General features: G+C 57.7%; 20 protein-coding genes and 1 pseudogene. 12 read left to right on the top strand and 9 right to left on the bottom strand.

Features of this window, described 5'->3' with window-relative positions; genetic code table 11:
• Positions 1 to 70 precede the first annotated feature (70 nt).
• A pseudogene (locus MRY84_RS23175) lies at positions 71 to 256 on the bottom strand (hypothetical protein); the annotation flags it as partial.
• A 241-nt stretch (positions 257 to 497) separates the two neighbouring features.
• Between MRY84_RS23175 and MRY84_RS11715 the strand changes: the two are divergent.
• From MRY84_RS11715 to MRY84_RS11680, 8 genes are all read left to right on the top strand, one after another.
• Positions 498 to 866: a hypothetical protein gene (locus MRY84_RS11715; protein WP_291505903.1), complete on the top strand. Its 369-nt coding sequence runs from the start codon at positions 498 to 500 to the stop codon at positions 864 to 866.
• 95 nt (positions 867 to 961) lie between these two features.
• On the top strand, positions 962 to 1,474 hold the full coding sequence (locus MRY84_RS11710; RefSeq protein ID WP_291505902.1) for a DUF4148 domain-containing protein: 513 nt from the start codon (positions 962 to 964) through the stop codon (positions 1,472 to 1,474).
• A gap of 601 nt (positions 1,475 to 2,075) precedes the next feature.
• Entirely contained in the window at positions 2,076 to 3,434 is a 1,359-nt protein-coding gene (locus MRY84_RS11705; protein WP_291505901.1) for a TolC family protein, read from the top strand.
• A gap of 8 nt (positions 3,435 to 3,442) precedes the next feature.
• Positions 3,443 to 5,035, top strand: a complete 1,593-nt coding sequence (locus MRY84_RS11700) for an efflux RND transporter periplasmic adaptor subunit (RefSeq protein WP_291505900.1) — start codon at positions 3,443 to 3,445, stop codon at positions 5,033 to 5,035.
• 15 nt (positions 5,036 to 5,050) lie between these two features.
• Positions 5,051 to 8,236, top strand: a complete 3,186-nt coding sequence (locus tag MRY84_RS11695) for a CusA/CzcA family heavy metal efflux RND transporter (protein ID WP_291505899.1) — start codon at positions 5,051 to 5,053, stop codon at positions 8,234 to 8,236.
• 68 nt (positions 8,237 to 8,304) lie between these two features.
• On the top strand, positions 8,305 to 8,691 hold the full coding sequence (locus MRY84_RS11690; protein ID WP_291505917.1) for a hypothetical protein: 387 nt from the start codon (positions 8,305 to 8,307) through the stop codon (positions 8,689 to 8,691).
• 482 nt (positions 8,692 to 9,173) lie between these two features.
• Positions 9,174 to 9,857, top strand: coding sequence for a heavy metal response regulator transcription factor (locus MRY84_RS11685; RefSeq protein ID WP_291505898.1), 684 nt, complete (start codon positions 9,174 to 9,176; stop codon positions 9,855 to 9,857).
• The gene (locus tag MRY84_RS11680) at positions 9,857 to 11,200 is read left to right on the top strand and encodes a heavy metal sensor histidine kinase (RefSeq protein ID WP_291505897.1); all 1,344 of its coding nucleotides are present in this window, start codon (positions 9,857 to 9,859) and stop codon (positions 11,198 to 11,200) included. Before MRY84_RS11685 ends, MRY84_RS11680 begins: the two co-directional genes overlap by 1 nt.
• Before the next feature lie 50 nt (positions 11,201 to 11,250).
• Here MRY84_RS11680 and MRY84_RS11675 read toward each other — a convergent pair whose 3' ends face one another.
• Together MRY84_RS11675 and MRY84_RS11670 are read right to left on the bottom strand one after the other, a co-directional pair.
• The gene (locus MRY84_RS11675; RefSeq protein WP_291505896.1) at positions 11,251 to 11,589 is read right to left on the bottom strand and encodes a DUF4148 domain-containing protein; all 339 of its coding nucleotides are present in this window, start codon (positions 11,587 to 11,589) and stop codon (positions 11,251 to 11,253) included.
• A gap of 129 nt (positions 11,590 to 11,718) precedes the next feature.
• Complete coding sequence (locus tag MRY84_RS11670) at positions 11,719 to 12,171, bottom strand: Cd(II)/Pb(II)-responsive transcriptional regulator (RefSeq protein ID WP_291505895.1); 453 nt, start codon at positions 12,169 to 12,171, stop codon at positions 11,719 to 11,721.
• Positions 12,172 to 12,251: 80 nt separating this feature from the next.
• Here MRY84_RS11670 and MRY84_RS11665 point away from each other — a divergent pair, with 80 nt between their 5' ends.
• Both MRY84_RS11665 and MRY84_RS11660 read left to right on the top strand, forming a co-directional pair.
• A complete protein-coding gene (locus MRY84_RS11665) occupies positions 12,252 to 12,692 on the top strand; it encodes a DUF3703 domain-containing protein (RefSeq protein WP_363317535.1) in 441 nt (146 codons plus the stop codon).
• A gap of 386 nt (positions 12,693 to 13,078) precedes the next feature.
• A complete protein-coding gene (locus MRY84_RS11660) occupies positions 13,079 to 15,229 on the top strand; it encodes a heavy metal translocating P-type ATPase (protein WP_291505915.1) in 2,151 nt (716 codons plus the stop codon).
• An 888-nt stretch (positions 15,230 to 16,117) separates the two neighbouring features.
• Here the strand turns inward: MRY84_RS11660 and MRY84_RS23170 are convergent.
• Together MRY84_RS23170 and MRY84_RS11655 are read right to left on the bottom strand one after the other, a co-directional pair.
• Positions 16,118 to 16,294 carry an IS3 family transposase gene (locus MRY84_RS23170; RefSeq protein ID WP_363317537.1) on the bottom strand — a complete coding sequence of 59 codons (177 nt, stop codon included), beginning with the start codon at positions 16,292 to 16,294 and terminating at the stop codon, positions 16,118 to 16,120.
• Positions 16,295 to 16,323: 29 nt separating this feature from the next.
• Complete coding sequence (locus tag MRY84_RS11655) at positions 16,324 to 16,776, bottom strand: HAD domain-containing protein (protein ID WP_291505894.1); 453 nt, start codon at positions 16,774 to 16,776, stop codon at positions 16,324 to 16,326.
• 113 nt (positions 16,777 to 16,889) lie between these two features.
• Here MRY84_RS11655 and MRY84_RS11650 point away from each other — a divergent pair, with 113 nt between their 5' ends.
• A complete protein-coding gene (locus MRY84_RS11650; RefSeq protein ID WP_291505893.1) occupies positions 16,890 to 17,192 on the top strand; it encodes a helix-turn-helix transcriptional regulator in 303 nt (100 codons plus the stop codon).
• On the opposite strand, the gene MRY84_RS11645 is transcribed toward MRY84_RS11650, so the two are convergent.
• On the bottom strand, positions 17,189 to 17,629 hold the full coding sequence (locus MRY84_RS11645) for a hypothetical protein (protein WP_291505892.1): 441 nt from the start codon (positions 17,627 to 17,629) through the stop codon (positions 17,189 to 17,191). The genes MRY84_RS11650 and MRY84_RS11645 overlap by 4 nt on opposite strands.
• 178 nt (positions 17,630 to 17,807) lie before the next feature.
• Between MRY84_RS11645 and MRY84_RS11640 the strand changes: the two genes are divergently transcribed.
• Positions 17,808 to 18,245 (top strand): helix-turn-helix domain-containing protein, encoded by a 438-nt coding sequence (locus MRY84_RS11640; protein ID WP_291505891.1) that lies wholly within the window; start codon positions 17,808 to 17,810, stop codon positions 18,243 to 18,245.
• A gap of 553 nt (positions 18,246 to 18,798) precedes the next feature.
• Here MRY84_RS11640 and MRY84_RS11635 read toward each other — a convergent pair.
• From MRY84_RS11635 to MRY84_RS11625, 3 genes are all read right to left on the bottom strand, one after another.
• Positions 18,799 to 19,464 (bottom strand): hypothetical protein, encoded by a 666-nt coding sequence (locus MRY84_RS11635; protein ID WP_291505890.1) that lies wholly within the window; start codon positions 19,462 to 19,464, stop codon positions 18,799 to 18,801.
• Complete coding sequence (locus tag MRY84_RS11630; protein WP_291505889.1) at positions 19,461 to 20,366, bottom strand: hypothetical protein; 906 nt, start codon at positions 20,364 to 20,366, stop codon at positions 19,461 to 19,463. Before MRY84_RS11630 ends, MRY84_RS11635 begins: the two co-directional genes overlap by 4 nt.
• A 47-nt stretch (positions 20,367 to 20,413) precedes the next feature.
• The coding region (locus tag MRY84_RS11625; RefSeq protein ID WP_291505888.1) for a site-specific integrase at positions 20,414 to 20,707 on the bottom strand (294 nt) is incomplete at its 5' end.

Raw genomic sequence — 20,707 nt, 5'->3', positions numbered from 1 at the left:
CTGTCCTGGCGTTGGCTGGCACCAGCGCCGCCGGGTTGGGACAGCGTATGGCATAGAGATTTCACCAGGGTCACACAAGGTGTCGCAGGCTCACATCCAGCTGGGCGGCCTGGAACTCGGTGAGACCGGTCCTTCCGTCCACCAGAAATAGGGATGTCGTGAACGGTCGATATAGCCACGATCGATCATCAATGGTCAGCCACAGTCTATGGTGCATTCCCTGGTCTGATAGCCAAGCATTGCACTCTGCTTGCCGGTGGTACCCGCTCCGAAGCTGTGCGTGACCTGATCCGTGAGTGCCTCATACCTGACACTTCCTCCAGGTTGGAGCGTACGTGGTCCTCAACCAGCACCACACCGCCAGAGTTAATCCGTCAAAAAAGTAATCTTGCGGCCACGCATCAATAGGTACCCGATTTCTACACTTCTCTCCATAGCGCGACCAATGCGCTATCTAGACCGCCCAGAACGGGCGTTCGCGCTACAGGAGATTTGAAATGGAAATTCGTACTGCACTCATCATCGCCAGTCTGGCTGCTACCACCTCATCCTTCGCTTCGTCCGTGTACCACCAAAGCACGGTGCAGGAAGAAGGTGTGGTCTTCACACCGAATCACATAGGCAACACGGTGAGCCGCGAAACTGTACAGAACGCCGTGCTGGCCGCCCAGACGGATGGCTCGCTGCAATGGATCAGCCGTGGCTATCCAGCCACCTACCCGCTGGTCAAAGCTCCAACATCGACAAAGACTCGTGACCAGGTTCTGCAAGAGCTTCAAGCCGTCAAACGCGCGCCCGTGACCGCTGACGGGATGCGGGACATGGGCGGCGAAGCTGGCTGGGTCAGTGCCACGCAGCTGCCTTGAAAGGCGGCGGGGCTTCCGGGATGTCGCGTTCTTGAAAGCCCATACCCCCCGCATGTCAGACCCGAATCAACCACTCTTTCGAAAGAATTCTCAATATGAAACTGAACACAGCCCTGATCGTGCTCTCGCTGGCCTCTGCTCCCGCGTTTGCGGCAGATCCACACCCCTTCTCCAAGACTCGCGAGCAAGTCCGAGCTGAGCTAGTGCAGGCACAACGCAATGGCGACATTGCTACTGGTGAGTCAAGCTTGACTCTGAGGGAGCAACGCCCAGGCCAATATCCAGCTGCTCCGATTCACGCAAGCAAAACCCGGGCGCAGGTGAAGGCAGAGTTGATGGAGGCACTTCGCACGGGCGACGTGTTGGCGGGTGGCGAATCTGGGGCAACGCTCAACCAACTGGCGCCTCGGCGCTACCCCGTCCAGGTCACTGCCGCGTCAAAGAGTCGCGAGCAAGTCAAGCGAGAGCTGGCTCAGGCCATCCATGACGGCGAGATGGTGGCCAATGGAGAGGACGGTCGCACCCTCAACGAGGTGTTTCCTGATCTCTACAAGGCAGACCATAGCCACGCCTCGGCTTCCTCAGTAGGGGCTACGCCCCAATACTGAATTCGACTCTAAAGGCGAATTCCCGCGTCTAGCACCGTGCCACGATGCGCGTAACTCACCAGACTTGAGCACGTGCTAGACTTAAAATAATGAGTCGCTTTGTAGCTGTTTTTATGCTTGCATTGTTGCCGTTCCAGTTTAGCTGGGCTGCGGTGGCGAGCTATTGCATGCATGAGCGAGCATCTGCGCAGGCTCAGCATGTTGGGCACCATGAACATGTGCATGAGAACGCTGGCTCGCTGGACAAAGCTGAGCCAGGGCTCCAAGCGGCAGATACCTTTGACGTGGACTGCTGTCTTTGCCATGGCCTGGGTATCGGAGCGACCCATTTTTCTCCGATCAAGGTGACCTCCTCAATGCACGGCAACGCTGTCATTCAGGCCGTTTTACCGTTTTCGGGGGTGGCGCCGACTCCTCCCGAACGCCCTCAGTGGCCCTCCCTCGCCTGATCGGCGGGGGCAAATATCACGCTTCAATCATTCGATCTGCTCGTAAGGAGCAAGCCCGGCTGCGTTTGCAGCCTTGATTGACCGCGCGTCTGGTTGCAGTCCAGACACAGCCTCGCCGATTCCTTCGTGTTTAGAAATCACTGGAGAATCGGATGTTCAAGGGTATTTTTGATCAAACAAAGCCGGACAGCTGGGGCGGTCACGGAAGAGTTTCAGAGACTGTGAGCGTTGTGCTTGCACTGCTGGCACTTCCAGGTGCAGCACTTGCGCAGGAGGCTGTGCGCCCAGCGCACGCCATTTCAAGCACAGCATCCCTGAGTTCCTCCACATCGGTTACTGGGGTCTTGTCCCTCTCCAAGGCCATTGCGATCGCCATGGAGAGCAATCCCGAGGTGGCCGCAGCGACGCGTCAGTATGAAGCGACAGAGGGCCAGGTCATTCAAGGCCGGACCCGCCCCAACCCCGAGTTGGCTTACTCGTTGGAGGACACGCGTTCCCAAACGCGGACACAAACTTGGCAACTGAACCTGCCCATCGAATTAGGGGGGAAACGCGCTGCGCGGACAAAGGCTGCCGAAAAAGCGCGCGAACAAGCCCAAGCAGAGCTCACCGAGTTGAAAGCCACGGTCCGAGCCAATGTCGTTGCGGCCTACTTTGACGCGCTGACCGCGAAGGAGCGACTGTCCTTGGCAAAGGACAGTATTGACCTGGCCAAATCATCCACGGACACGGTCAGTAAGAGAGTCTCTGCAGGCAAAGTTTCACCGGTGGAGGAAACCAAAGCCAAGGTGGCAGAGGCTGGTGTGCGGGTCGAGCTGGCACAGGCGGTGAGCGAGGAGCGCAATGCGCTTACTCGCTTATCAGCGTTGCTCGGAAACACGGGAATGCCATTGCCTGCACTGGATGGCAAGGCCGATGTTTTGCCTGTACTCCCAAGTCTTGCAGACCTGCAGTCGCTTGTTTCTGCGTCCCCTGCCATCGCGCGTGCGCGACTGGAGGTTGAGCGGCGACATGCTTTGACGGAACTGGAACAAAGCAAAAAAGTGCCGGACGTTACGGTAAGCGTCGGTGTTCAGCGCAGCAACGAAACACAGCGCAATGTGGCTCTCATCGGGCTGTCAGTCCCACTTCCGATGTTTGACCGCAACCAGGGTAACTTGTTGGAGGCCTTGAAGCTTGAGGACAAGGCCAGGGAAGACTTGCAGGCCGCCATCGTGCGCCTTCACAGCGAGGTAACCCAAGCTCGGGAGCGGTCTGCCTCCATTGCGGTCGAGGTCCAGTCGCTTGAGCGGGAGGTCCTTCCCGGAGCCAAGTCCGCCTATGACGCGGCAACCGTCGGCTTCGAGAACGGGAAGTTCAACTTCCTGGAGGTGCTGGATGCCCAACGCACCTACCTTTCAGCGAAATCACAGTATCTCAAGGCGCTCGCAGAGGCACACCGCGCTGCATCTGACGTAGACCGCCTTCTGGGTGGTGTGACCCCCGCCGGACAAGCCTCGACTCTCAATTGAGAAACATCATGAATACCAGCAAATCCACTATCAGCAAAAAGCATCTGATCGCCATTGCGGTGATCATCGCAATGGGTGTCGGCGCGGGAGCCTTCATCCTTCAGGGCGGGAAGTCCAAAAGCGCCTCTGGCGATGGCCACGGTCATGGCCATACCGAAGCCAAGGCCCACGGTGACGGCGAGCACCATGGGAAAGGTGGCGGAGACGGGCACGACCATGACAAAGGCCACGCAGATGGCGAGCACCATGAGCAAGGCGAGGCCAAGGGCGCTCATGGTGGGAGTCTCTTCAAGGAGGGAGATTTCAGCCTGGAAGCCCTGCTCGTAGAGGATGGGGGTGAGCCTCGACTGCGTATATGGCTGGCAGACAAAGACAAGCCACTGCCCACGAGTGCAGCTACTGTCACTGCGACCATCACAAGGCTGACAGACGAAAAGCAGAAACTGACCTTCACCCCAGAAAAGGAAGGTTGGGTGAGCCGCGAAATCGTTGCAGAACCCCACTCTTTCGAGATAGAGATCATCGCGCAGACGGCTACCGAGCCCTTCATGTTCGTCATGAGCAAAGAGGAAGGCAAAGTAGAGTTGACGGATGCCCAGATCAAAGCTGCTTCAATCAGCCTGGACACCGCATCTCCTGCCAACATCAAGACGGCACTCCTGCTGCCCGGCGAAATCAGACTCAATGAAGATCGCACCTCCCACGTGGTGCCACGCTTGAGCGGGGTAGTGGAAAGTGTCAGCGCAAATCTTGGCCAGATCGTCAAAAAGGGGCAAATTCTGGCCTCGATTGCCAGTCCGACGGCTTCCGAGCAACGCAGCGATCTGCACACCGCACAAAAACGCCTGGCACTGGCCAAGACCACCTACGAACGAGAAAAGAAGCTTTGGGAGCAAAAGGTAACTGCAGAGCAGGACTATCTTCAGGCAAAGCAGGCATTGAGCGAAGCGGAAGTCGCTGTCGCCAACGCCAACCAGAAACTGGGTGCGCTCGGTTTGTCGGCATCGTCCACGTCCGGGCTGAATAGGCTGGATCTGCGTGCGCCATTCGATGGGGTGATCATCGAAAAACACATCAGTCTGGGCGAGGCGGTCAAAGAAGACGCTGCGGTCTTCACAATCTCGGACCTCTCTACGGTATGGGCTGAGATCAATGTTCCTGCCAAAGACCTGCCACTTGTGCGCGTGGGTGAAAAAGTCACCATCAAGGCCACCGCATTTGACGCTTCCGCCACAGGCACCGTGGCCTTCGTCGGGGCGCTTATCGGCGAACAGACTCGCACTGCCAAAGCCCGAGTGGTCTTGGACAACCCCAGGGGTGCATGGCGCCCAGGCCTGTTTGTGAACGTGGAAGTTGTGTCCGAAGAGGCCTCAATACCAGTGACTATTTCGGCGGATGCGGTGCAGAGCATTGGAGAAAAGCCGGTGGTCTTCCTCAAGGTCAACGGCGGGTTCATAGCACAGCCAGTGCAACTGGGTCGAAGCGATGGCAAGCGCATTGAGATTGTCCAAGGCCTCAAAGCTGGCATGCCCTACGCAGCCTCCGGCAGCTTTGTCGTGAAGTCCGAACTCGGCAAGGGCTCCGCCGAACACACGCACTGATGCCGGAGTTCCTACATGTTTGAAAAACTGATTCGATTTTCGATCGAGCAACGATGGCTGGTGCTTCTCGCTGTGTTGGCCATGGCCGCGCTGGGAGTTTTCAACTACCAGAAGCTCCCCATTGATGCGGTGCCCGACATCACGAATGTCCAGGTCCAGATCAACACGCAGGCGCCGGGCTACTCTCCGCTGGAGACAGAGCAGCGGGTGACCTATCCCATCGAGACGGTCATGGCGGGCTTGCCCAACCTGGAGCAAACGCGCTCCTTGTCTCGCTACGGCTTGTCCCAGGTGACGGTGATTTTCAAGGATGGCACCGACATCTACTTTGCCCGTCAACTCGTCAATGAGCGCATTCAGGAAGCCCGGGACAAGCTTCCTGCAGGCATCACGCCAGCTATGGGGCCCATCTCGACTGGGTTGGGAGAGATTTATCTCTGGACGGTGGAAACCAAGGATGGAGCCAAGAAGCCTGATGGCGCGCCGTACACCTCCACCGATCTGCGGGAGATCCAGGACTGGATCATCAAGCCGCAATTGCGTAACGTGCCTGGTGTCACCGAAATCAACTCGATCGGTGGGTTTTCCAAGGAGTATCAGATCGCTCCGAGCCCTGAGCGTTTGGCCTCACTTGGGGTGACGCTGCAGGACATCGTCACAGCCATTGATCGCAACAACGGCAACGTTGGTGCGGGCTACATCGAAAAGCGCGGAGAGCAGTACCTGATCCGGGCGCCAGGCCAGGTCAAGACGCAGGAGGATATTGGCAACGTCATCCTGAGCAGCGCCAACGGCGTCCCGGTGCGCGTCCGCGATGTCGCCGAAGTGGGCCTCGGCCGTGAACTACGCACCGGAGCTGCCACTGAAAACGGTCGGGAGGTCGTGCTGGGCACGGTATTCATGTTGATTGGCGAGAACAGCCGCACCGTGTCGCAGGCGGTTGACAAGAAGATGGTAGAGATCAACCGCAGCCTGCCTGAAGGCGTGCATGCGATCACCGTCTATGACCGAACCGTCCTGGTGGACAAGGCCATCAGCACGGTCAAGAAGAATCTACTGGAAGGTGCGATCCTGGTGATCGTGATCCTGTTCCTCTTCTTGGGCAATATCCGAGCTGCAGTGATCACGGCAACGGTCATCCCCCTCTCGATGCTGTTCACCTTCACGGGCATGGTTTCCTACAAGGTCAGCGCCAACCTGATGAGCCTCGGAGCCCTGGACTTCGGGATCATCATTGATGGGGCGGTGGTCATTGTCGAAAACTGCGTACGCCGCTTGGCACACGCTCAGGCCCACTATGGACGTCCTTTGACACGTGCCGAACGCTTCCATGAAGTGTTTCTGGCGTCCAAGGAGTCTCGCCGTGCTTTGCTCTTCGGCCAGCTCATCATCATGGTCGTGTACTTGCCTATCTTTGCGCTCACGGGGGTCGAAGGCAAGATGTTCCACCCCATGGCGTTCACGGTAGTGGCCGCCCTGGTGGGGGCGATGATTTTGTCGGTGACCTTCATACCGGCAGCCGTAGCCTTGTTCATTGGAAACAAGGTCAGTGAGAAAGAAAACTTCCTGTTGGGCCAAGCAAAGCGACTGTATGCCCCGCTGCTTGATCGGGTGATGAACGCCAAGGCCGTGGTGCTGAGCGCAGCCGCGGTTGCGGTCATTTTGTGCGGCTTGATCGCCACGCGCATGGGCAGCGAGTTCGTCCCCAATCTGAACGAGGGAGACTTTGCGATCCAGGCGCTTCGGATTCCGGGCACCAGCTTGTCGCAATCCGTGGCGATGCAGCAGCAGATCGAAACCACACTCAAGGCCAACTTCCCCGAGATCGAGCGAATTTTTGCGAGAACGGGGACCGCAGAGATCGCTTCGGACCCCATGCCACCGAACATCTCTGACGGCTACATCATGCTCAAACCCATGAGCGAATGGCCCGAGCCTCGCAAGACCAGAGACGAGTTGCTGACAGCTATTCAAGGTGTGATCGGGAAGATTCCTGGTAACAACTATGAGTTCTCCCAACCCATTCAGCTTCGCTTCAACGAACTGATCTCGGGCGTGCGAAGTGATGTTGCAGTCAAGATCTTCGGCGATGACATGGACGTTCTGAACAAAACGGCTGAGGAGATTTCGGCCATGCTTCAGAAGATCCAAGGTGCCTCTGAAGTCAAGGTTGAGCAGACGACGGGCTTACCTATGCTCACGGTGAACATTGATCGGCAAAAGGCGGCTCGGTATGGACTGAATGTGGCGGACATCCAAGAAACTGTGGCCACGGCCATCGGCGGGAAGGAAGCTGGCACATTGTTTGAAGGAGATCGCCGCTTCGACATCCTGGTGCGGTTGCCCGAGTCTCTGCGCAATGACCTGGAAGGCATGAAACGTTTGCCCATCCCCCTCCCAAGGTCTGCCGGTGGAGCCGAGGCCAGGACGAACTTCATTCCTTTGGGGGAAGTGGCCAGCTTTGAGCTCGCTCCGGGCCCGAACCAGGTGAGCCGGGAGAACGGGAAGCGCCGTATCGTGGTCAGCGCCAACGTACGGGGCCGGGATGTAGGTTCTTTCGTCTCCGACGCCGAACAAGGTCTGGCACAGATCAAGATTCCCACGGGATACTGGACCAGTTGGGGCGGGACGTTCGAGAACCTGCAATCCGCCACCCAGCGTCTTCAGATCGTCGTTCCCGCCTCCTTGTTGCTGGTGTTTGTCCTGCTGTTCGCCATGTTTGGCAACGCCAAGGATGGTCTGCTGGTCTTCACTGGCATTCCGTTCGCATTGACAGGAGGCATTCTGGCGCTGTGGCTGCGCGACATTCCCATGTCGATCTCCGCCGCCGTAGGCTTCATTGCTTTGTCTGGGGTCGCCGTGCTCAATGGCCTGGTAATGATCTCTTACATCCGCAGCCTGCGGGAGGAAGGTGTGCCCTTGGATACGGCCATCCGGGATGGCGCCTTGACGCGTCTGAGACCGGTGCTGATGACTGCACTGGTCGCGTCTTTGGGCTTCATCCCGATGGCAATTGCCACAGGCACGGGCGCTGAAGTGCAGAGACCGCTGGCAACCGTGGTAATCGGCGGGATTCTCTCCTCCACACTGCTTACGCTGTTGGTGCTGCCCATTCTCTATCGCCTAGCCCACAAGCCTGACGAGCAAGACGAGGATGTCTCCGCCGAACCCTCTCACCCGAACGCACCCTCCTCGGTGTGACCACCGCTGGCCCAGGCGTTCAAGCCTGGGTCGGCAAATTTATCCTGATCAACAACAAGGAGTTCTCCATGAAAGTCTCTCATCTCTTCGCAGCCCTCGCACTGGCCGTTTCTGGCACCGCCTTCGCAGCTGACAAGCATGCTGATGGCCACGAACTCAAGCCCATGCACGGTGGTGCCGTTGCTGAAGCCAAGGACGTTGACTATGAACTGGTGACCAAGGCCGACAAGCTGCAGTTGTACATGCGTGATCACGGCAAGCCGGTGGACCCCACCGGCATGTCCGCCAAGGTGACGCTGCTGTCGGGGGCCGACAAGCAAGAGGTGCAACTTCAGCCTGTGGATGGAAAGTTGGAGGCCACAGGTAGCTTCAAGGTTGGCACAGGTACCAAGGCCGTTGTGGCGGTGACCAAGGCAGGCAAAGCCGTAGCTTCTGTTCGTTTTGTACTGAAGTAAGGCCAAACGCTGGTACCCCAAGCCATCGCCTATCTCCGTCTGACGGTGATAGCTGGGAGCCAGCTAGATTCCCCGCCGCGATTGGGGATCGTACCAATAAGAGCGCCCCGTGTTTCAGCGCGTCCCCGCAGGGGATCTATCTGCCAAGCTGACCTGGATATGGGTGGGCTTGCTTCTGTGCGTCTTTGTTTTCTGGAAGCTCCGGCAAGCTTGGCTCAAGCGCTACCGACCGCCGAGTCAGGACACCAAGTACACGCGGCGTCTGACCAAACGGTTGCAGGAGCGGCGCGCATCGCAACGCAGCTCCAAGCGATTGCGCAGTTCGCGAGCGCGTGGCCGTCGCTGAAGCTGTAGCTACTGGATCGCAGCCCGCGAATGCGAACCCGAAGTTACTCGCAGACCACTCTACACCGACATCCCATGGACAAGGAGATGACGAATTTGTAATCCACCGGACGGCCCGTGAACCAGACAATATCACCATGAAAATCTTGCTCATTGAGGACGAAATCAAGCTGTCGGCATACCTCCGCAAAGGGTTGAGTGAAGCGGGCTACAACGTCGATGTTGTTCACAACGGTGTTGATGGTTTGCACATGGCGCTTGAAGGTGCCCACGATCTGCTGATCCTAGACGCCATGCTTCCGGGGATCGATGGATTTTCTATGCTGGCGGCATTGCGTAATACAAAGCAAACGCCAGTGCTGATGCTAACGGCCAGGGTCAGCGTGGAGGACCGCGTGCGCGGGCTACAGACAGGAGCCGATGACTACCTGGTCAAACCGTTCGCGTTCTCCGAACTGATTGCCCGCATCCAAGTTCTGCTTCGGCGTACGCATGGGGCCAGAGATGCAGGAGAGCCGACCCTGCTTGGAATTGCAGATCTCGAACTGGACCTAGTGAGGCGCAAGGCAACACGGGCCGGTCAAAGGATTGACCTCACAGCCAAAGAATTTCTCCTACTGACGCTTTTTTTGCGAAGGAAGGGCGCAGTGCTATCACGCACTGAGATCGCCGAGCAGGTATGGGACATGGACTTCGATAGCGATACCAACGTGGTGGAGGTCGCAATTCGGCGCTTGCGCAGCAAGATGGACTCCCCCTTCGAGAAAACGCTGCTGCACACCGTGAGGGGTATGGGCTACATCCTGGAGGAGCGTAGCTGATGAAAACGCTGCGGCCATGGTCATTGCGCCAGCGTCTTTCGTGGTGGTTGGCAGCACAAAGCCTCGTCGGTCTAGGCGCCGTTTGTCTGGTGGTCTATCTTGTGACGGCCATGAATCTGACTGAGCGGCAGCGGGAGACCCTCGCGCAGAAGGAGACCATCGTCCGACACCTGCTGAACACTGCAGAGCATGTTCAGGGCACATCCCCGGAGCACTCTCTGAGTGACTTCCTGATCGGTCACGAGAATTTCCGTTTGGTCGTACGCACCAAAGATGGAGCATTGGTGTTCCCTCTAGCGGAGCCTGCCAATGACGCGACCAGACTTGCTTCAAGGACATTCGAAATCACACCCAAGGCCGACGGCGACCGGGTCTTGAAAGTCACCCTGTCAATGGATGTGGCAGACGACATGCTTCATCTTAGGCGGCTGGCATTGACCCTGGCTGTGGCCGCCGTAGTGGGAGCCCTAGTCATCTCTCTGGGCGGGTTGTCCATCGTTCACTTTGGCTTAGCTCCCGTGCGAAGGCTTGCATCCCAAGTGCGGTCACTTTCGGCGGGCAACCTCCACCAAAGGTTGGATGGGTCAGGGCAGCCCACGGAGTTGGTGCCTTTGGTAGAGCAGTTCAACGGGTTGCTGGGCAGGCTTGATCAAGCCTATAGCCAGTTGGAAGGATTTAACGCGGATGTGGCCCATGAGCTGTGTACGCCGCTGGCAACGCTGTTGGCCAGCAATGAGCTGGCACTTTGCCGTCCGGCCAGCGTTGATTTGCCCGAGGTGCTTTCTTCCAATCTGGAGGAGCTTCACCGGCTTACAGGGATTGTGAACGACATGTTGTTCCTGTCGCAGGCTGATCGAGGCACCACAGTTCGACGCACTTTTACTCCCAGTCTCGCCACCGTTGTGCAACAGGTTGCCGACTATCACGACGCAGCCCTGTCTGAAGTCGGATTGGAGTTGAGAATATCCGGAGATGTAGCGGGCAGCTTTGATCTTCCGTTGCTTCAGCGCGCGCTATCCAATCTGATAGGCAATGCAACGCAGCACGCGCAAAGGGACACTCGCGTAACGGTGGATATCGTTCCCATGGCGGCTGATCGCGTGCATATTGCTGTCACAAACGTTGGGCAAACTGTTCCACCCGATATCTTGGAGCGCATCTTTGATCGCTTTTTCCGTGCTTCCGCTTCGCGGTCGCACAGCGAGAAAAACCATGGATTGGGCCTTGCAATCACCGCTGCCATCGCACGGATGCACGGTGGTCGCCCCACAGCAAGAAGTAGCCAAGGCATAACGACTATCGGGCTGGAGCTGACTTTCGACCCTGCTCTCCAGAAAGCTTGAGGCGGGGCATGACTGCTCCATCCCAAGCTTGGCATCAGGTATGCGCAGACTCAGGGGGCGGACACTGCAGACACTGGAGCGCCGACCCGAAGCTGGGCCCAGCTTGAATGCCTTTGCGCACGCTCCAAATCCGCAACTACCTCAGCGCGCGTCAGCACCGCACCTTTGACGGGAACAGGAGAGCCAAAACGGTGGTACTGCCAAAGCCCGTCTTTTTTTGACTGCTCCATTTCTGCATTGACCTGATCTCGCGACTTGCTGGCGGCTGCATGTTCCGGATGCGAGGTATAGCCCATCTCCGTATTTGCCGAATGGATCACTCCGCTGGCGAGAACTGGACCTGCGATCAGCGTGAGAGCAACAGCAGAAAAAAGAGTGCGAACTGTCATGAGTATCTCCTTGAGTAGTGGACGTGCCTAGTGGCGCCACTCACGCTTGGCCAGCCAACAGGTCACGCAAGTCAGTATGCTGAACTGATGCCAACTTCTCGCACACGGCCGGATTACAAGTTCGTCATGTCAGTGTGACGAATCGCCTTGCGCAGGCTTTTCCTGATGGCACACACACGCCTCACCGTGAGCCGCAGCCACTAACTCTTTCAGGATGCCGCAGCTCTGATGGGGGTGCTCTCCGTTGCAGGCTGAGCGCAGCTGCAAAAGCTGCTTCTCCAATGCCTTCATGCTTTTGAGCCGGGCTCGCAATTTTCCCAGTTGCCCATCGATCAGATGGTTGACATCTCCACACGCCTCTTGGGGTGCATCCAACGCGCCCAACAGGCTCTTGACGTCTGCCAGGGGAATATCCAGCGCTCTGCAGTGCCGCACGAAAGACAAGCGCTCAAGGTGTACAGGTTCGTAACTGCGATAGCCGTTGGCAAGCCTGGCGGGTTGAGGAAACAGGCCTTCTTTCTCGTAGAAACGGATCGTTTCCGTATCAACGCCTGTCGCGGCCGCTAGCTCCTTTATCTGCATGAGAATCACCTGGTGGTTGTGAGTGTTGACACTGTAGCGACTCCAAGGTTTCCAATGAGCCATTGGGCCATCAGTTCAGCATGTCAGTGCGTGACGCAACTGGGTGGGCACACGATGAAAACAGACCTTGGAGACACTCTGTGAAGAAATTGACTGATCCGCGCCTAGCAAGCGGTTTAGATATGTTGACGTTCTCGCGTCTGATGAGCCAGTATCGTGCTCTGCCACCGCACGACATCAATCAGCGGTGGCTGGTTCTGGAGGCCGCCCACGTAGTGGGCCAAACCCACTTTGGCCCCCACTGGAGAGTCCATGTGGCAATGCTCCTACTGGCCTGGAGGACCGCTGACCGCAAAGAGATCTTGGGACAAGCTATGCGTTTGGCACTGGTACCCGTTGGCCACGCAGTTCACCGCCTGCCCCTGGGCAACCCTGGCCGAGCCAACGTCAGCGCTTTTGCGCCGATGCCCGTAAGGAGCGACATTGCGCAGGTCATTGCCCGGGCCCAAGACAAGAGCTAGCGAATCCCCCCAAAAAGTCGGCCTCGTACGGCAATGCCGACACGCGATCCTGGGCAACTTCGATGATTGTTTCGAAACTCGCTTTGCTATCCGGTGCATGGACGGATGACCGCGATTCCACCGCAGAGGCTGCGCGCGGGAGCAAAGAAGGGCTTGACTTTGGAGTAGCTTTAAGGTTTCCAATCAAGTCATCAAGAAGAAAGACCAACATGACGTCCTGCTGCAACGAAGAAACAAAACCCAATCCGAAGACACCTTGCAACGCCTCTGCGATGCCTACCGCACAGGATGCTGGCTGCTGCTCCGGCACTGCGGCACCTGCCTCGAATGCTTGCTGCGCGCCGAGCCTGGACTCTGCAACTCCTGCCACTGCAGCTCCGGCGCGCATGTCGAAGGGCACGACATTCCGCATCGCTGCCATGGACTGCGCCGCTGAGGAGAGTGAAATCCGCCGGGCCCTTGAACTGGTGGCGGGGGTGCGAGGACTCGGGTTTCAGTTGGGGGCGCGCACGTTGACCATCGACGCCCCCGAAGACGTGATTCCTCGGGCCGTGGAGGCGATACGTAAGGCTGGATTTGACCCGCAGCCACTGGCTGCAGCGGTCCCCGGCGGTGATCCACACGGGCACGAGCCAGAGCCCGAAGGCCTGGGCCGCATGGGATTGGCGCTGGGCTTGGCCATCGCCGCAGAAGCGGTGGCATTTTTCTCGCCTGACACGCTGGTCTTTAAGGGAATCGGCATGGCCATTGCCGCTGCCGCTATCTGGCTTGCGGGCTTCTCAACCTACCGCAAAGGCTTTTCCGCACTGCTCAAGGGGCGCCTGAACATCAATGCGCTGATGACTGTGGCCGTGACAGGCGCCTTCCTCATAGGTCAATGGCCCGAGGCGGCTATGGTCATGGCCTTGTACGCGATTGCCGAACTCATTGAGGCTCGCGCAGTGGATCGCGCGCGGAACGCCATCAAGAGCCTTTTGGATCTCACGCCGGATACGGCAGATGTCCGCCAGGATGATGGAACCTGGCTCAGCGTTGGGGCTGCAGAGGTTCCCCTCAACGCTGTCGTTCGGGTCAAGCCTGGCGAACGCATTCCGCTGGATGGCACGGTGGCGAGTGGGAACAGCGCGGTGAACCAGGCGCCAGTCACGGGTGAAAGCATTCCCGTGGACAAGGCGCAGGGTGACCCTGTATTCGCCGGAACGATCAATGAAACCGGCATGTTGGAGGTGAAGGTCACGGCCGAGGCCAGCAACACCACGCTGGCGCGGATCATCCACTCAGTGGAACAGGCGCAGGGCTCACGCGCCCCCACGCAGCAGTTTGTGGATCGGTTTGCCGCCATCTACACCCCAGCGGTGTTTGCAATGGCTTTGCTGGTGGCGGTGCTGGCCCCTTTGTTCATGGGCCTTACCTGGATCGAAGCTCTCTACAAGGCTCTGGTGTTGCTGGTCATAGCATGCCCATGCGCGCTCGTGATCGCAACACCTGTCACGGTGGTCAGCGGCTTGGCGTCTGCAGCTCGGCGCGGCATTCTGATTAAAGGCGGTGTGTACCTGGAAGATGCACACAAGCTCAAGGCCATCGCACTCGACAAGACTGGAACGATCACGGAGGGTAAGCCCAAGCTGGTGGCCCAACAAGTTCTGTCCACATCACTTCCTGAGGGCCAGATACTGGGCTGGGCTGCAGATCTGGCTGGACAGTCTGATCACCCAGTGTCCAAAGCCATCGCGCAAGGATTGGGGGCTGGTCGAGGCAACGTGAGCGACTTCAAGGCGCTCGCGGGCCGAGGGGTGGAAGCCCAATTGGAGGGTCAACGCCTCATCCTGGGAAACCACCGGCTCATTGAAGAGCGGGGACTCTGCACTCCGGCCATTGAGGTCCAGTTGAAGGCGCAGGAAGCTCAGGGCCGCACCGTTACGCTGCTGGCCAGTACCAGCGAAGTGCTTGCCATTTTTGCCGTCGCCGACACCATCAAGGACAGCTCCCGCGAAGCCATCGCCCAGATGCACGCGCTGGGCGTCGCTTCGGTCATGCTGACGGGGGACAACAAGTCCACTGCCGAGACCATCGCCAGCCAAGCTGGCATCGACGAGGCGCAAGGGAACCTACTGCCGGAGGACAAACTGGCGGCCATCGAGAAGATGCAAGCGCAGTACGGTCCTACCGCTATGACTGGTGACGGTATCAACGATGCCCCGGCATTGGCTCGCGCCAACATTGGCATTGCAATGGGTGCTGCGGGGACGGACACTGCCATGGAGGCAGCAGACATTGTCATCATGAATGATGACTTGCGCCGCATTCCTGAGGTCATAAGGCTCTCAAAACGCACCCGTAGTATTCTTTTTCAGAACATTGCTTTGGCGTTGGGAATCAAGGCCGTGTTCCTGGTTCTCGCGGTCCTCGGAAATGCATCTATGTGGATGGCGGTGTTTGCCGATATGGGAGCTAGCCTCTTGGTGGTGGGCAATGGCCTGCGACTGCTTCGGGAAAACCGCGAATCGCCGGTACCGACATCAGGCGTCTCGGGGTGATCTCGGTTTCTGTTGGAGGAGGAGCCCAATTAAGAAGGAAGAGCTCACAGAGCCTGATTTGCAGCAACGGACCGTGATCGTGCGGGATACCGACATTTTGAGACTGAACGCTGCTTGGTGGCCCTGCCGCTTGCCCCTAACATGAGCTATGCCAACGAAGTGAAACTGACCACAGCGCAAACTCCTCCATGGTGATGGGCACCATGTCACCGATGTGCGTCTCGAACGCTCGGAGAGCAGCCGAACCTTTACCGGATATTGCGGCGCGCAGAGCAATCAACTATGCCTGTTGCCGCCCTAAGTCAACAAGTAGTCTCCTGTCTGCTTTGATGTTGTGCGGGCGGGGACAAACTATCGTGATGCGATGCTGTCAGCGTAGAGCATTCAGGTGCACCGTGAGAAGGAGTCAGGCACCACGTTACTCCGTACGCCCCGTCTTGTCCCCATGGGGGACCTTGGGCACTACTTGAGGCTCGTCACACTTCCACGCGTTAAAGTACACCTCATCACCCACTGATAAGCCGGAGCCAGGATCGACTTTGGCGAAGTGCCCACGCGCTCGGGTCGGTTGCGTTTGGATGAATACAAAATGGTCGGTGGGGCGAATCTCCAGTCCCCGGCATCGAGAGCCGCCCCCCTTAAAGAATTCATCTGCGGTGACTAATCTGGTTACTTTGCCGATTCTCCAGCCTTCGGACACAGCGTATCGGTTTTCGTAGACAGGGGTGCTACAGCCGGAAATCATCAAGAATCCCAAAGCTGCAGCCAACGAGAAAACCATTTTTCTTATCATCAAAGTTCCTTTAAGTAGTCTTGCTACCGCTGGCGCAGGTGAATCGGACCGGGATTGAACTGCCCATAGAAGTTGGAAGGTTGCCATCCCGCCAACTAGGCGGTGTTTGTCAACCTGTATGCCCTCGGGCAGAGGCCGTTCAGTCTGAGCTTGATGCGCTCATGGTCGTAGTGGCGGACGTAATCATGCACGCCCGCTTCGAGCGAATCAATGTTGTTAGGAGCTGCAAGACGGAAATACTCGGCCTTCAAGGGACCGAAGAAGCTCTCAATTGCCGCAGGTCAAAGCAATGAAGGAGTTGTCAAAGGAGGTTTTGAAGACGCGCTGTCAGTCGTGAACCGGTGGCCTGCGTAAGCCCATCCCGGCCATCGACCAAAAACAACGACTTGCAGAACGGCCGATAGAGCCACGATCGATCATCCACCGCCACCCAGCTGCGATCTGGGACCTCGTTGGCCCAAAGCCAGGCATGGCACTCCGCCTCCCGCGCGTACCCCACCAGCGTATTTGGGACATTCGTGAGATCGCAGTATCTGGGGGTGACGCCCTCGATCATGTCGGCAACATCCGGAGAGAATCTTTGCAATAGATCCTCATAGGATTGCTGCAGGCGCCAGGTGCTGGTGATCACGACTTGGCACTCTGGCACCTGTCGCAACGCATCTTCCAAGATGGGTAGGCAACAGAAGTGCTTCGACTCGTGGCAATGCTCTGGGTGCAGGACCCCATCAAAATCCAAAAATAGTATGGGCACAGTGCTACTTCAGAAACAGATTGCCAATAGGGGATGAATTTCTTCTGAATTAGTGAGCCAATGAGACTAGTTGGTCGTGGTCTTTTTAGTCTCATTGAGCGGAAATCGGGTGGATGTCTTCCCGAAAGCGTGTCCCACCCCAAGCCGACTTTGGTCGGGCGCTGCGGCAATTGCGCGCAGCTCGCGGCTTGGTGCAGGAAGACATGCTTTTGGCCACCAGTCGCCGACACATCAGTCGTATCGAGCAAGGTCACCAGGTTCCGAGTGTTCGCACCATCGAGGTGTTGGCCGAGCAGATGCAGATCCACCCTTTGACGCTCGTTGCCGCAGCTTACTGCCCGGAGTTGGACGCGACCTCAGTCGGCGAACTCCTTAAGATCGTCAAAGCTGACTTTAAGGGCATGGCCTCAGATTAGGCGTGGCATTCCGAATCGGCGTGCGCCTCTGCGTGCTGAACCAGCATTTGAAGTCCTTGTATCAGTCCGGTACCAATCGGTGTGGCATCTTTGCGTTGCAGCATCCGATTGACAATCTCCCGATCAACGGCGGTGCTGAGTAAGCACAATGCTTCCTGCAGAGTTTCGAGACAGATTTCCAAGCTATCGCCTGAACGTTTGGCTCCCGCCTTAGACAGAAGCAACAGGGTGATCGGTAAGGCTGCACGTGCAGGGTCATGGTCCCCATTGCAGCCAACACCAGACAGAAGGTCTCGGAACTGGTCGGACACCAACAATAGGTGGTTGTCATCCAGCGCATCCGGCAAGATGGATTCCCATCCCCCAGATGTGATCAGACTCATCATGTCCTGTGCACCAAATTTTCCAAGAGTCGCTTTTTCCAAACGCAGCATCATTCGCCATTCAAGTTAATATGAGACCAATTGGTCCTGTCCGAGACCGTGGCGTGCGAAGATATCCCAGCGGGAATGCTGTTTTTGTGTTCAAAGTGCGCTCGTCTCCCAATGGAAATAAACCGGTTGCCCAGATCTGCTTAATGAGGCAACCAGTCTGTTGCCTCATGCGTTTGCCCCCTTGAAAAACCCCCTTGATCTCACCCGCTTGGCCGAACTTGATCGGCAGTTTTGCGATTTCGCGAAGCTGCAGCGGAATGCCACGCCCAGGTGTGGTTGGGCAAAGACGGTGAGATTGGCCTTGGGCATGAGTTCCAAAGCGCTAGGTGAGCGTTTGGGCATGACAGCACAGGGAGTCCGCAAACTGGAGCAGGCCGAGGCCAACGGCACTATCACGCTGAACACGCTTGCACGTTTGGCCAATGGCCTGGACTGTGAAGTGCATTACATGTTTGTTCCCCGAACCAGTTTGGTGGAGCAGGTGCTCAACCGTACTCAAGAGATCGCTGGAATTTCGTTGCCGCCCACGTTGAAGGGGACGGAGGTGCTGACAGATGCAGAGACGCTGATGGCCCTTACCAGTGCGCTGGTAAAAGTGAGCAAGCGTGGCCTTTGGTGAGTCAGCGCTGGTTCTCCTCCCGATACAACCCCAGATCCGCCAGAATCTGTCCTGGGCATTCGCATGCAACGTGGTCGGAGTTCCGTTGTCGGCATTTGGCCTGTTGAATCCCATGGTGCCGGAGCAGCGATGGCGCTCAGCAGCGTGAGCGTAGTGACCAACGCGCAAAGGCTGCGGTCTTGGAAGCCACGAGAGACAGAAGGCCTGTGAGCTTCAGAGTAACGGCGCGACAGTAAATCGTAGGCTGCGCCGAACAACGCGTGAGTGGCTACGCGACAGTCTTTACTTTGGGTATGAACATGCCGAAGCGATCTCGGTGCTGACGGGACTGGTATTCACTGAATGAAGGGGCGATACCCAGCAATTTTTCTTTCAAGATTGAAGGCGTGAATTGCATCCCGCGTGAGCTCCGATGCCTTTGCGCCCCAAATGCCCCCGGGGGCGACGTTTTTCTGCTGATGCTTGCCATGATGAGCCCAGACCTCCGCACGTGAGGTGGTTAGGCTATATCCAGCAGCACGGGAAGTCGGCTATGGAGCACCAAGGTATTGACTCATGACGTGGTGGCGGCCTTTGACGCCGTAACCTTCTTCGCCGAGTGCACGGCTAGTACGCTGCACACAAAGCGGACGCCGCTCCAGCGCGCACCAACTGCCGTGGCAAGGTATTGGACGAGGAACAGCGCAGCAGTCCCCGCCACAGCGGGAATCGATGTGCCGGCATACAGAAGCCCCAAAGGCACGGTCATACCAAGAAGCAGCGACACCGCCGCCATGTCGCGGTACAACAGGAACAGCCGGTGTGCCTCTGCGACCTCGGTCTCGCTGGACACCTGTCGGTATAGCTTGTACCACTTGGCGTTTTGCTCATTGGGATCCTTGGGCAGGACGCCCACGTTCCTTTTGAGCGCGCCCATGTCGATCCGGCGATCGCTCGGACCGTGCTTGGTGAACGCCTGAGAGCCCGGCAGGTTGCCCAACGGTTTCCAGTACACCAGCATTGCTTTGACATCATGCGGGAGCAGATTGACCATCAAAAGGACCAGTGTCGGCATCGCGATCGAAGCCGCAACGCGCCCTATGCCTGCTCGTGTCAGTGATTCGGCTTGAAGCCACTCGGGAGCCACCAGAGCAACCACGATGAACAGGTCAACGAGCGCAACGGAAACCAGCCAGACCATGTTGAGCGATTTGAGGCTCCGGGTCGTAGCAGCCTTCATCCAGCGTACTCCGTGTCGATGAAGTAGCGACCGTCAGAAACGGTGAATTGGATCCATCCGTCACGTCGCGTTGTGAGGACATGCCTGTCTTTGCCGGTGCTGCGCACGCGCACGCCGCTGTCACGCACGACCCGGCTGTAGTCCGGCACCATTTTTTGTGTCTCGTGTTCGATGGGCTTGTCCGAGATCACAACTGCATCCGGGGTGAAGTAGTTGAAGATCTCAGGGCAAAAGCCGCTCTCGCGCCCGTGATGAGACGCCACAAGGATGTTGGTGTCGCGCAGCTCGGCGCAGAAATCCGGGCGCTGCAGCAATGCCCGCCAACCCGGTTTCTCCATGTCACCAGGAAAGACGATCTTGAACCCATCGAATTCGACAAAAATCACAAGACTGAGATCGTTGGTGTTGGTGAACTGCGGATAAGGGTTGTAGAACGTGGTGCAGGTAATGCCGCCCATGTTCAGATTGAAAGGCTCCGCAGGCGTCCCCTGGAAATCTTCGCAATTGGCGATAAAGCGCCTTGCGTCATCGGTGAGTGGGCCGCCCGAGAGTTTCATGTCCCGCCAGTTATCTGTACTTGGGCTTGGATTGTGAAACCACACCGGAACATCAATGCCTTCATCCCAAAGACCCTGGAGGTCCTTCATGTGATCCTGGTCGGCATTGGTAATGAACAAGTAGTCGAGCCTCTGTCTCCCAAGCCCGTACTTGATGAAAGTGCTCGGGCGCCAGGTCGCAGTGCACCCTGAATCGATCATGGCAAGGCGCCCTGCTGAGCCATTGATTTGGTGATGCAGCATCGCGCATGCGCCATGCTGCACATCCCACACTCGCAGCAGCATCTGCCCAGATTGAGCCATTTTTTCCCTCCCTTTGAAATCGTCGCAGCCATTTTCCGGCACGAGGCGCTTATGCCCAAATATTGAATGTCAATCAGGCGTGATCACCCTCAAAGACTCGACCACCCAAGCCGATGAGCGCTGGACGTCTGATCATGACGGGCATCGTCTTCCGTGTGCACATAGATGCTGGTCGTGGCAATGTTGGAGTGTCCGAGGTTGTCGCGCACGGCCTTCAGGTCCATGCTGTTGCTTTGGTGGGTGCCGGCCGTGTGGCGCATCCAGTGTGCAGACGCTTGCTCCACGTGAGCTGCGGCGGCCTCGTGATCTGGGCCCAGAGCGCGCAGGCGCGCTGCGGTCGCGCGGAAGACGTCCTTGACCAGCTCGTGCACGCCACTGCGCCT

The sequence above is a fragment of the Acidovorax sp. genome (assembly GCF_022763525.1).
In the GTDB taxonomy this organism is placed as follows: Bacteria; Pseudomonadota; Gammaproteobacteria; order Burkholderiales; family Burkholderiaceae_C; genus Acidovorax.
The sequence above is the reverse complement of the archived record's forward strand: the minus strand, read 5'-3'. Positions and strand labels throughout refer to the sequence as shown.